This window comes from Rhizobium sp. WYJ-E13 (assembly GCF_018987265.1).
Classification (GTDB): Bacteria; Pseudomonadota; Alphaproteobacteria; order Rhizobiales; family Rhizobiaceae; genus Rhizobium.
The window spans coordinates 3,853,121-3,865,705 of record NZ_CP076853.1; the positions used below are offsets into that span (position 1 = coordinate 3,853,121).

Annotated in this window: 7 protein-coding genes; all 7 read right to left on the minus strand. The window is 59.9% G+C overall.

All coding sequences use genetic code 11. The features are described from left to right. Positions 1-103: 103 nt before the first annotated feature. The gene (locus KQ933_RS19130) at positions 104-343 is read right to left on the minus strand and encodes a hypothetical protein (protein ID WP_216758951.1); all 240 of its coding nucleotides are present in this window, start codon (positions 341-343) and stop codon (positions 104-106) included. After that, entirely contained in the window at positions 343-501 is a 159-nt protein-coding gene (locus KQ933_RS19135) for a hypothetical protein (protein WP_216756319.1), read from the minus strand. The genes KQ933_RS19130 and KQ933_RS19135 overlap by 1 nt, the downstream gene beginning before the upstream one ends. A 28-nt stretch (positions 502-529) precedes the next feature. Continuing rightward, entirely contained in the window at positions 530-1,300 is a 771-nt protein-coding gene (locus tag KQ933_RS19140) for a 2-keto-4-pentenoate hydratase (RefSeq protein ID WP_216756320.1), read from the minus strand. 239 nt (positions 1,301-1,539) lie between these two features. Continuing rightward, the gene (locus KQ933_RS19145; protein WP_216756321.1) at positions 1,540-2,769 is read right to left on the minus strand and encodes an OpgC family protein; all 1,230 of its coding nucleotides are present in this window, start codon (positions 2,767-2,769) and stop codon (positions 1,540-1,542) included. Between the two features lie 80 nt (positions 2,770-2,849). Beyond that, positions 2,850-11,387, minus strand: coding sequence for a glucoamylase family protein (locus tag KQ933_RS19150; RefSeq protein ID WP_216756322.1), 8,538 nt, complete (start codon positions 11,385-11,387; stop codon positions 2,850-2,852). A 560-nt stretch (positions 11,388-11,947) separates the two neighbouring features. Then, entirely contained in the window at positions 11,948-12,112 is a 165-nt protein-coding gene (locus KQ933_RS19155) for a hypothetical protein (RefSeq protein ID WP_183734514.1), read from the minus strand. A gap of 133 nt (positions 12,113-12,245) precedes the next feature. After that, positions 12,246-12,434 carry a hypothetical protein gene (locus KQ933_RS19160; RefSeq protein ID WP_216756323.1) on the minus strand — a complete coding sequence of 63 codons (189 nt, stop codon included), beginning with the start codon at positions 12,432-12,434 and terminating at the stop codon, positions 12,246-12,248. Positions 12,435-12,585: the final 151 nt, after the last annotated feature.

The window sequence follows — 12,585 nt, forward strand, 5'->3', positions numbered from 1 at the left end:
GGGCATCGCTCTTCCGGCCTTTTTGTTGCGTGGGATTCCCTGTGAATCGCTGTGGGCAGACCCGCTTGTCATCATCCTCGGGAAGGATTGATCCGTAGAACCTCTAAGCCGCTTCTGCATAGACCAGGTCAGGTGCAAGGATCCATTCGCCCTGTTTGAGCGACATGACATCGAGCCTGCCGCAGCCATCTCTGGCGGCGATGCCGACGAACCGATAGCGGCCGCCGTTCCGGTCGATGACCACGGCAGAAATCGGTTTGCCGCGAAGATGACCGACAACAGGGCCATCTGCCTTCTCGGCATCAAGCAGGAAATATTCGTGAGGAACATTGCGACTAACCATCACGCGCGACCCTCGCTCCGGACGGCCAGGCCGACAGCCATCTTTGTCCCTGCCTTCATTGCGGCATCCGGGCGATTGGCCTTGGCCGGAGCCGGCTTGCGGCAAAGCTGTTTCGTCTTCTCGATCTCGACAACGAATGGCTTTCGCTGCGGCCTCATAACTTGTCCTTTCGGTTTGAAATGCGCGTCACGCAAAGATGCATTCGACCTGTCCAAGCGGTCCGAAATCGGCAGCCAGATGCTGGCCGGGCCAGACCTGAAGGATGGTCGTGCATGATCCCGTCGCAACGATATCGTTGGCCTCAAGCTGCCTGCCGCTTACAGCGAGCTGATCTGCCAGCCAGACGACGGCATTGAGCGGATTGCCCATAACCGAAGCCGCCGTCCCGGCAAAGACCGTCTGCTTGAACAGGAAGGTCGTAATGTCGATGCCGGCAAGATCGGCTGCTGTCAGCGCCCCGGTATGATCACCGCAGAGGGTTGCGACATGCAGGCCTAAATCGGCGATCGCTGCATAATCTCCCGCAAAGACCCGCCGCGCGCGCCGCCCGAGAATACCGACGGCCGGGCGGCAATCGAGTACGGCTTCAGCAGCACTGTCTAGGTTGATCGGCTCTCCGATATCCGGATAGGACCGCAGCATCGTGAAAACCAGCTCGCATTGGACACCGATGGTGCCTGGCGGCAGCCGGAATTCCTTCGTGCCGGCAAACACTGCGGAAGCAGGAATTTCGGAATAGATCGGCTTTGCAAGACCGAGAGTGTGGCGTGATTCCTCGCTCGAGCCGACAAGCGCGTAGCCCTTGCGCTCGAAACCCAGCGCATCCTGCGCAATCGCCTGAATGTCACGGGCCTCACGTTCGGAGGAGATCAGGTCGAGCGGAAGATCGCAGAGTTCGTTATGCCGACGACCCCTGGCGAGGATGTCGGCTGTGGCGTCCTTGAGTTCGAAGTACATCTTCGTGCTCCCTTCATTGGCATTGCCTCAGGAAGCCAAAATGGAGCGAGGCGCGTAGCCGTTCCATTCGTGATGAACGGCTAAAAAATCAAAATTTTATAGTGATTCCCGAGGTCCCGCTTGCGGCTGTGCATTCCACCCGGAACAACTGCATCAAGGCCTAACCATCCACGCTCGGCGAAAAGAAAAAGCCGGTGGCCTCTTCGACCGCCGGCTCAGTATTTCCTCAAGGAGGCTGCCTATTTACGCTTGCCTTGACTATAGGTGTCCGCTCCACGGTTGACACGGACCGGCACCGGAATGGCACCGCCGGCAAGAGGCCGGGCCTTTTCCTGTTCGCGCTTGTATTCGAGATAATAGGCATAGGCGAACTGGGCGGCGATACCGGCAAGCACGAAGATCGGGCCGATGATCTGGTCTCGGTTGGTGATGTAGAGCAGCACCTGTCCGACCATCGCAAGGATGGTGCCGGCGACAAAGATGTTCAGCGAGTGACGGCCGAGGATCGTCAGCGGATGATCTGCCGGGCGACGAAACGCCTGCGATATCGCCGGCATATTGACCACCAGATAGGCGAGAGCCAGCACGTGCAGAAGGCGAGGCAGCGACAGGAAAGTCTTGTCAAAGCCGGTCAGCACCGCCGGCAGACCGAGCGCCGCAAGATAGTTTCCAAGATCCCAGAGATGGGCTGTCACCCAGATGAAGGAGAGCACGACATAGCCCAGTGCAAGCGCGAAAAGCAGCGGATGGCGGGGAAGCGTGCCGCCGCGCTTGACATGCATCATCGAGACGATGCCGATCGTGAAGAGGAACTGCCAGGAGAAGGGATTGAGGAACCAGTCTCCTTCGAACAGCATATTCTGCGGCGCAATCTGATAGATGCCCGCAAGCAGCCAGACGGTGCCGGAAACGGCTAGCGCCAGCAGCGTGCTCTTCTCGTTCAGAAGCAGGATTAGCGGCACCATCAACATCAGCGCGCCGTACATCGGCAGAATGTTGTTGTAGCCGATCTGGTGGCCGAGCAGCAGCAACGCCGGAATGCCCTCCTTCAGGTTCATCAGCACCGCAAGGATATTGATCTCGACCAGTAGCCCCGGCCGGTGGAACAACCAGGCGCCGCAGATGAAGAGCGCCAGCGTCACGAATGTGGTGATCATATGAGCGAGATAAAGCGTGAAGGCGCGCTTTGCCGCCTTGATCGCCATCTCCAGCCGCGTGCCCGCCTTGAAGCGCGAACCATAAGCAAGACCGACCGCAATGCCCGAGATCAGCACGAAGGCTTCGGCGGCATCGGAAAAGCCGAAATTCTTCGTCGTGATATATTCGAAGATTTGCCCCGGAACGTGATTGATGAAGATCGTCATGAGCGCAAGACCACGAATCACATCGAGCCTCGTATCACGCTTGGACGCCGCTACTGATATGGAACTTCGTTGGGCGCCAATGGCTTTGGTGGGCATACCTGCCATGGTGTCTCTCCTGTTATCCGTTTTGCAAACGCTACGCCGGCCAAAAGGGTTCCTCTTTGGCCCCGCGAATCGCCGGAAAATCAGCTTGGAGATTGCTGGGATCCGACCGGATATCCCTCGTGGGGATTGGCGACTTCGCTGCCGTTTATGGACAGAGTGTAGCCTTCAGCATTGGACGCTTTTGAGACCGAAATGCGGTATTTGCTTCCGCCGCGCTTGATCTCTGCCGTAAACCCGTCCCAATTGGAAGGCAACGACGGGTTCACAAAAAGTTGTCCACCCTTTAGCCGGATACCGAGGATGCCTTCTACCGCCGCGCGGTAGAGCCAGCCGGCCGAACCCGTGTACCAGGTCCAGCCGCCACGCCCGATATAGGGATCGTCCCCGTAGACATCGGCCGCTACGACGTAGGGCTCGACGCGGTACCGTTCGGCCGCCGCCTTATCAAGCGAATGGGTGATCGGATTGAGGATCTGGAAGCAACGCAGCGCGTCGTCCCCCCGTTTCAACTTTGCCAGTGCCATGACCACCCAAGTCGAGGCATGTGTGTATTGGCCACCGTTCTCGCGAACGCCGGGCGGATAGGCCTTGATATAGCCTGGATCCTTTGACGACTTCTCAAAAGGCGGCGTGAATAGGCGGATGACCCGCGCCTCCTCATCCACCAACTGGGCGAGCACCGCATCCATCGCTTTGGCGGCCCGCTCTGAATCGCCTTCGCCCGAAAGCACACTCCAGGACTGGGCGATTGAATCGATCTGGCATTCCAGGTTTTCCTTCGATCCGAGCGGCGTGCCGTCGTCGAATGTGCCGCGACGATAATAACCGCCATCCCACCCAGCGCTTTCGAGCGCCCTCTTGAGTTCGGTGAGGCGGGTCCTCCAGCGTTCGGCACGGACCCTGTCGCCTCGTTCTTCGGCATATGGGACGAAAGAGCGCAGTGTGCCGGCAAGGAACCAGCCGAGCCAGACACTCGTGCCCTGGCCGCCGATGCCGACTCGGTTCATGCCGTCATTCCAGTCGCCGCCGAGGAAGAGCGGCAGGCCGTTCGTGCCCTTGCGGGCAACGGCGAGATCGAGCGCTAGGGCCGCATGTTCGTAGACGCTCGCGGTATCCTCGGACTTCTCCGGCGTGGAGAAGGAGTCGTGCTGACCTTCCAGCAGCGCCGGGCCTTCAAGGAAGGGAAGCTGCTCGTCAAGCACGCTCCTGTCGCCACTGACGCTGCAATAGTGATCGATCGCATAAGCGAGCCATACAACGTCGTCGGAAATCATGGTGCGCACGCCGGCGCCCGTTCCCGGCAGCCACCAGTGCTGCACGTCGCCTTCGCGGAACTGACGCGAGGCGGCGTTGACGATCTGGCGCCGCGCAAGCACAGGTTCCTGCAGCACAAAGGCGAGCGTATCCTGCAATTGGTCGCGGAAGCCGAAGGCACCACTCGCCTGATAGAAGGCGGTGCGGGCCATGATGCGGCAGCCGAGGCTTTGATAGGGCAGCCAGGCATTGACGAGATTGTTCATGCCCTGATCCGGCGTCGAGATCTGCAGCTTGCCAGTGAATTCCTGCCAGAAGCCCTCGTTCGCCTGCACCGCCTCATCGAACGAGCGCTTTCGAACATCGGCAAGCAGCGCGCGCGCGGCCTCTTCCGTGGGCGCATCCCCCAGGAAGAAGGTGACGTCGCGCTCTTCGTCGGCGCCGAGCTCGATATCGATTGCAAGGATCGCTGCTGGATCGCCGTCCAGGTCCGTGGAGCCGGAGAGAGCCGCCGCTGCAGTCACGGCGAAAGGCGCCTCAATCGTCCCGGTTTTGCCAAGAAACTCACGACGACTTGCTGAGAAACTCGAAACCTTCTCGCTCGCGGCGAAGAAGGCGGTACGGCCTGAATAATCGATGCTGTAGGGGTTCGTAGCAAACAGCGCCCCTGTCTCCTCGTCGCGTTTCGACAGGATGAAGGAGGCGGTCTTCTGCGCATTATTCCCAAGGACCCATTCGACATAAGCGTAGAGCCGAAGCTTGCGGCTTTCCGAGCCTGTGTTGCGCAGCCGCAGGCGCTGCAGCTTCACCGGCTTCTCGCGACACACCGTCTGCGTCACTTCCAGCGCAATTTCATGCTGCATGCTGGAGAAAGTGGAATAGCCGAGACCATGCCGCGCCTCGAAGCGAATGTCGTTGCGACGGGAAAGCGCTGCAAAGGGCGTCATGACCACCCCGCTTTCAAGATCCACTATGTAGAGTGCTTCGCCGGAACGGTTGATGACTGCATCGTTCGACCAGGAGGTGAGCTGATAATCGCGCGAATTGACGCTCCAGGTGAAACCGGCACCTTCCGCCGACACATGGAAGCCGAACTGGTCGCTCGAGATGACGTTGATCCATGGCTGCGGCGTCGCCCGCCCACCTGGCAGGCGTATGACATATTCACGGCCGTCGCGGGCAAAGCCACCGATTCCGTTCCAGAAGTCGAGATCCCCTTCCTCCGCAATGGAGACGGTCTTGATAGCCGGGGCCGGCTGGGGCGGTATGCGCTTGACCGGCATCCCCGCGCGCTCGGTCTTTTCTGTCTCCTCAAGCTCTTCCTTGCCGAGCGCAAACAGCATGAGGGCTCGGTTGATCTGATCGACCACCTTGCCGTTCCTGGCATGCAGCGTCACACGCGAGGCAGCAATCAGTGCCTGATAGGTGCTCTCTTCCATCAGGTCCCTGCGGACCGCGAAGATGTGCTGGCGCAGACCGTCGGCCTGGCCCATGCGGCGCACGTTTTCGCACATCGCGTCGAGCGCATGCTGCATATCCTGCACATAGGAAGAGGCGCGTTCGTTCATGATGACGAGATCGGCGGTCACGCCGCGCGAGCGCAGATATTCCTGCGCCAGCAACGCCTCGCGGGCAATCTCGAGATCCATGTCGTCATCGATGCGTAGCATGAAGATCGGGAAATCGCCCGAAATTGCCAACGGCCAGAGCGCCGACTGCGACTGCATGCCGGTCCGGACGACCGTGTGATCGCCGCGAAGCTGCATGTCCGGATAGACAAGATAACGACCGAGATGCTGGAAGGCCGCCGCCTGCTGCGAGCTGACGCCGACATGGCGCATCTGCGCCTGTGTGCGCGTCCAGGCTTGAACGAGTTCGTGGTTGAAAGCATCCGGATGGCGATAGCGATCGACGGCCTTGTCCACCTCGACACGATCGGGCGCCGCGATTGTCCAGAAGATCACGCTGACCTTCTTTCCGGCCGGAACGCGGACCGTACGACGCAGCGACAGGACGGGATCCAGCGTGAAACCGTCAGTGCCTGAAAGCGCCGCACCCGGATCGAACGCGGCAGCGTTCGCCAGGCTGCGCCCGCGGCCGAGGAACTTGCGCCGCTCGGTTTCGAATTCGGTGTGGCGCGCATCGCCGGCGTTGTCGACGATCAGATGTGCGATGCTCATATTCGCTTCGTTCGGGTCGCGCTTGTTGCGCCAGGCGCGGATAACGTCGCCGCGCTTGTCGATCTCCGTCCTCACGAACATTCGGGCGAAAGCCGGATGTGCATTGTCCATGTCGTCCGATGCGATCACCGGTTCGAGATAGGAAGTCACTTCGATGAGGCGGTCTTCCGCGCCCATATTGAACAGCGTCAGGCGGCGGGCTTCCGCATCATGTTCGGTGGCGACGATGCATTCGACCTCGCTCGTGATCTCGCCAAGCACCTTGCTGAAGACGGCCTTCTCATCAGCAAATTCCACCCTGACCGTTTCGCCTTCAACGCTCTTCGGTTCCGCCGTCGCCGACCACCACTCATTGGTCGCCATGTCGCGCAGGAAGATGAAATTGCCCCAGCGATCCTCGGTCGGATCGGGTTTCCAGCGGGAGACGGAAAGACCGTTCCAGCGGGCATGACCCGCGCCCGTCGCCGTCAGCATTAGGGAATAATGGCCGTTCGACAGGAAGACGAGCTCGCGGTCGCGCGATGCTGGATCGGCAACCTTGCGGATGACCGGACGCATGAGTTCGTCCTGGATGGCGGCGGGGGTAACGGATTCGTCCTTGCCGCTTATGATCGGGATGTCGCGCGGCGCCTTTTCCTGCAGCAGCAGTTCGGCCGCTTCGATGACCGGATCCGAGTGGAAGAGCTCTCGCAGATGGCCGTCGAAGGCGACGTTGGCGACAGCCGCAATCGACATGCCGTGATGGTGCGCATAGTAGTTATAGACCACCACACATTTCTTGCCCTCAGGCACTCGTGTCGGCGTGAAATCGACGGCATCATGAAAACCGAACTTGCCGAGAGCGCCGAGCTTGCGAAGCCTCTGCAGGTTTTCGAGCGCCGCCGCCGGATAATACTGGCTGGCGAGCAGCGAGGCATAGGGCGCGATGACGGCATTGTGGCCGAGACCGCGCTTCAGGCCGAGCGTCGGCACACCGAAGTTCGTGTATTGATAGTTGAGGTTATGGTCGCGGGCATTGAAAGCCGATTCCGAGATGCCCCATGGGGTACCGAGCTTGCGGGCATGGTTCATCTGCTCGACGATGACGAGATTGTTGGTCTGGTTGAGAATTCCTCCGCCGCGCTCCTGCATGACGAGTGGGGCCATCAGATATTCGAACATCGAACCGGACCAGGAAACCAGCGCGCCACGCGAACCGACCGGCACGACCTGGCGGCCAAGCTTGTACCAATGCTCTGTCGGCAGGTCACCCTTGGCGATGCCGAAGAGTGAGGTCAGGCGGCATTCGGACGCGAGAAGGTCGTAGCAGGCAGCATCCAGTTCGCCGCTTTCAACACGGTAGCCGATCGACAGCAGGCGACGCTCCGAACGGAACAGGAAGCTGAAATCCATCGAAAAGGCGAGATCGCGCGCCTTGTCGCGAAGTGCGACGAGGCGCGGACGCAAGGCATCGATATTGGAAAGGTCGAAGGTACTATCGGAGATATGTGCCTCGCAGACCTTGACGAGCGACGCCGCCCACAACGTGACCTCTTCCGTCTGCTTCGACTTCACCTCATGATGCAGGTTTCCGGCGAGATTCTGAATGTCGCGCGCCAGGACCGCGAGGTTGATGACACGGATCGAGGCAAACTCGTGCTCGCGCTTGACCGCGGCAAGCGCGTTCTGGAAGCCGGCGATGCGCTCTTCCAGACGGCGGCGCAGCGGCCGCACGGTCTTGCGGTCGTCAGGCAGGTCGTCCAACACTTCACCGAGAATGCCGGCCGTATCACCGACGCCGTCGAGATTGCCTTGGACATGTGCCGAGGGCGCCTCCGCCCAGTCGCGGCAGGCTGAGGAAATGGCAATCAGGTGACCGGCGAGATTACCGCTGTCGACCGCCGAAACATAGCGAGGTCCCAGCGTCTGCAGCGTATCGGTGTGATACCAGTTGAAGAGATGGCCACGGAACTTTTCCATGCGGTCGACCGTGGCGATCGTCTGCTCCAGGCGCTCGATCGTCTCCTCGAAGGAGAACCAGCCGAAATGACGGCCGGAAATCACGGACAGGAGATAGACGCCGATATTTGTGGGCGAAGTGCGCGTCGCCACGATGACATGCGGCGTTTCCTGCACGTTGTCGGGCGGCAGATAGTTCTGCTCCTCCGTCGTGAAGGTTTCGAAGTATCGCCAGGTGCGACGCGCGACCTTTCGTAACTCGTCGGAGACGTCATCCGGCACATGGAGACGATCTTCCGTCTCGGCCGACTGGCTTACATACCAGGCGACGGCTGGTGACAGGATCCAGAGGAGCGCGAAGGGAATACCGACGAGGAAGGCGTCGTCGCCTGACAGCGCCGCGAAACCTATCGCCAGGACCGCGAGGACCGGCGCATGCCACATCGCTTCGTAATAGGAAAGAATGGTGCCCTGCTTGCCGGCCTGGACGCTGGCCGCGGTACGCCACTGGAGCATCAGCCTGTGGCTGACGAACAGGCGGTATAGCGAACGGCTGATTGCATCCGCCATCATGCAGACAGAGTCGGCGATGAAAATGATGCGCAGCGCCACCTGAGCATTGGCAGCCGTGATATCCGACCAGACGGTATGGAGATGAGCGCTGGCGACGATATCGCTGCTGCGCGGAATGATGCCGCTGATGAGCGACAGGGTGGGCGCCACGAACAGACAGGAGATCAGCAGGATCTGCCAGATCAGCGCGCCGAACGGCTCCATCAGATACCAGCCGAGCACGGAGGCGAAGAACCACGCGATCGGTGTCAGGGATCGGCGCAAATTATCGAACATCTTCCAGCGGCCGAGCGCGGTGACGCCGTATTTCGGGTTGAACATGTAGGGCAGGAGTTGCCAGTCGCCGCGAGCCCAGCGATGCTGCCGCGAGGCCTCGACCTCATAGCGGACCGGAAAATCTTCGACGAGTTCGAGATCGGTGACGAGCGCGCAGCGCGCCATCGACCCCTCGAGAAGGTCGTGGCTGAGCACTGAATTCTCGGCGATGCGGCCTTTCAGCGAAGCCTCGAAAGCATCGACATGATAGAGGCCCTTGCCGGTGAACGTGCCCTCGCCGGCAAGATCCTGATAGACATCCGAAACCGTGAAGACATAGGGGTCGAGACCGCGGTTGATCGAAAAGACGCGCTGGAAGACCGACGCATCCTTGCCGGTCGTCAGCGACGGCGTCACGCGCGGCTGCAGAATGCCATAACCGACTTCGACCCGACCAGTTTCCGAGTTGATGACCGGCCGGTTGATCGGGTGATGAAGCTTGCCGACGAGCTTGGTGACGGTATCACGCATAAGGCGGGTATCGGCATCGAGCGTCATGACGTACTTGATATCGGCAGGCACGGTATTGGCGCCTGGCAGGTAGGTCGTGTCGCGGTCGCCGCGCAGCAGCAGGTTCAGCTCGTGCAACTTGCCGCGCTTGCGCTCCCACCCCATCCATACACCCTCGGACGGATTGTAAAGGCGGCGGCGATGTAGGAGATGGAAGCGCGTCCAGCCGTCATAGGCATAACGAGCTGAGAGGTTGGCAATCTCACGGCGTGCATATTCCAGCACTTCCAGATCGTCGGAGCTTTCCTCCACATCGCTGTCTGGCCAGTCGCTGAGCAATGCAAAATGGATTTCGCCGCGCGGATTGGCGAGATAATGAACCTCGAGATTGCGCACCATCTCGTCAACGCTGTCACGATTGGAAATCAGACAAGGCACGACGACGAGCGTGCGTGCATCCTCCGGGATGCCCCGCTTGAACTCGTAACCGACGAGCCGCGCCGGCGTGACGAAGAAGGACAGCACGGTATTGAAGAAGCCGCTTGCACCTTCCGACGCCGGCAGCGAAAATAGGATGAGCAGCAGGGCGATTTCGATCGACGCCATGCCGGCATTGGCCATGAACCCGCCGACAACGGCCATGGCGATGATCGTGATCAGCACGACCGGAATGGCGATCGCCATCCAATTGAATTTGCGTACGGCGCGGAAGACGTGCTGCGCCAGCGTTGGACGGTAATCCGCGCGCGCTTCGAACTTCAGGCGTTGAGCGCCTGTAATGAAGCCGCCGATATCAGGCTCGTGTGGCTGCGCCTCGTCGGAATGCCTGACCTCAGCCACCATGTCGACGGCGAGCTGGGCGATTTGCACCTCGCTCAGCGGTGAGCGCCTGGCAAGCTTTTCGATCTGCCTGCGATAGCTGTTGCGCGAACCGGGATCGAGATCACCGTAGTCGGACTGGTCCCAGAGCAACCTGTCGACATGGCTGACCTGCTCGATCCAGACCGACCACTCCGTATCGTTGATCTCGCGCAGGCTGCGGATGATATTGCCAGTTGTGACATTGCCGGCAGAGAGGCGGCTATGCTCCGCCATCGTCACTTCTTCGCTGTCACGCCCGAGCCGCTCCAGCCGCTGGTCCAACCAGGAGATCGCCAGGCTCGAAGTCTGCGAACCATCACGCATGCGGTAGAGGAACTGCGTCGAGAAAGTGTTGTCCTCGGCAAGTTCCTCCAGCGTCCTCAGATAGGCGGCAGCCTTTGCGGTGTCGGCCAAGCGAACCAGTACGTCGGCGGCCTCATTGGCGCGGCGGCGCATGCCGCGGCTGCGCTCGACTCGGCTCGAAATACGGCGGAGGTTTTCGACCAGCACGTACCGCACCAGGGACGGCAGCGCCCAGAGCTCGCCAATTCTCAGTGTCTCATGCTGCTGGAAGCCATCGACGAGCGCCCCCAGGCTTTCCTGCGAGATGGTGCTGTGGGTATGGGCGACATAGAGCCAGGCCAGTACGAGCGTGCGCGGGATTTCGACGCCGCCGACTTTCATGAGCGGCAGCTGTTGATAGAACCGGCGCGGGAAGTCGCGGCGGACTTCCTGAATTGCCTCCTCGACGAGGTAGTGATTGTCCAGCAACCATTCGGCGGCCGGCGTGATCGCCTCCCCGGCGTCGGCATCGCTCGCAGTCGTTTGGTAAACGCGCAGGATTTCCTTCTCGTTTTCCTTGTGGCGCGCAAAAAAATCGAACGCCGCGAAGGCTGGCAACTCGCTCACCGTGCCGCAAGCGACACTTTCGCCCATGGCCCTGATGTCCTCGTTGGACAGATAGGTCGAGCGGATCGAATCGCTGTGGTCGATCTGCCTGTTCTCAGGCTCGTGCGGCGGGTCCGGAGATGGACTTGAAATAGCCATGGGTTCGGCCCTGGATCCAAACGGCGTTATGGTTTCGGCTTGGTTCTGCATTGCTCACGATGACTCTCGCATGAACGGGCCGGTCATCTTCGAAGTCGGGAAAAGCAGGAAAAACGGACGCTCGGCGCGCTTTGCAGCAACGGACAGACCGGCTTCGGACGTAACTTTGCCAATGGTCATGGCCGACTTATGCCCTCCCTGCGCAGCCACCCGGAAAAGTTGGACATTCTTGCGATAATTCAAGTCAAAGGACCTTTTTCTCGCTGCCCTTCCGCCGACGTGAAAAAAGCGCATGGACAACATCCGTGCGCCTGCACGACGTTCCCGGCACTGTCAGCGCCTCACGCCTACTTTCCGGAATGGGCTAAATTGGGTGGGATAGGTAAAACAGGATGAGGATGGGATCGGGATGCCGATCAGCCACAGCTGGATGCCTTTCACAACTATTCTCCCTAAACAACACCGAAGTGCCAGGAGAATGCCAGCGCATCCCAATTGTTCCGGATAGGCAAATATTCGATCAGACGGCGCGGTCAGCCAGCGCCTTGGACGCGTCGGTATCAGCCGACGACGCCGAAAACCATTGCGACGACGAAAAGGAATGCCGCCGTGAAAATCGTTGCATGGATCGCGGTCTGAATCTTGTGCCGCGTGGTGACCGGCTTCTTGGCCGATACGGATCCGTACTGGTTCACATGAGTATGCGAAATACCCAGATTTGCCATGTGTCGCCTCCGTGTGTTTGTTTTTGCGGCCGGACTACCAGCTCACATTTATTTTCTTACATTCTCTATAAGGTAGGTAGAGATAAATTTCCGTCCAGAGCAGACGAAAGAGAAAATCCACCCAGGCTTCAGCTCAGCAGAGCGTGCGCCATGCCCAAATCCAGGAACGCTCTGCAGCGTTGTCGCCCTGGGGTGCGTTGGGGGGTGTTTCGATCAACCGGCGATCCTTTTCCGCCGGGATAGTAACGGAGGCGGTTTCCCTCCGCTCGGCCTTAACAGGTGGATCGAGGTAACCCATGGTCATCCCACCGAGAAAGAACATGCCTCAACCTCCATCGATCACGAAAGCTAACGGTCGTTAACGCGATCATGACAGAACTAAGGCAGCTGTCAATAGTCTAGTCGAATGGTCGTGTTTTAGGTAACCATTATCCTTAACGCCGACACGGTGCGAGATTTTTCAAAGGTCTGAA

Excerpts from the sequence above, each read along its gene's own strand:
- KQ933_RS19130 (WP_216758951.1), bottom strand. The coding sequence starts at position 343 with ATGGTTAGTCGCAATGTTCCTCACGAATATTTCCTGCTTGATGCCGAG.
- KQ933_RS19135 (WP_216756319.1), bottom strand. The coding sequence starts at position 501 with ATGAGGCCGCAGCGAAAGCCATTCGTTGTCGAGATCGAGAAGACGAAA.
- KQ933_RS19140 (WP_216756320.1), bottom strand. The coding sequence starts at position 1,300 with ATGTACTTCGAACTCAAGGACGCCACAGCCGACATCCTCGCCAGGGGT.
- KQ933_RS19145 (WP_216756321.1), bottom strand. The coding sequence starts at position 2,769 with ATGGCAGGTATGCCCACCAAAGCCATTGGCGCCCAACGAAGTTCCATA.
- KQ933_RS19150 (WP_216756322.1), bottom strand. The coding sequence starts at position 11,387 with ATGGCTATTTCAAGTCCATCTCCGGACCCGCCGCACGAGCCTGAGAAC.
- KQ933_RS19155 (WP_183734514.1), bottom strand. The coding sequence starts at position 12,112 with ATGGCAAATCTGGGTATTTCGCATACTCATGTGAACCAGTACGGATCC.
- KQ933_RS19160 (WP_216756323.1), bottom strand. The coding sequence starts at position 12,434 with ATGTTCTTTCTCGGTGGGATGACCATGGGTTACCTCGATCCACCTGTT.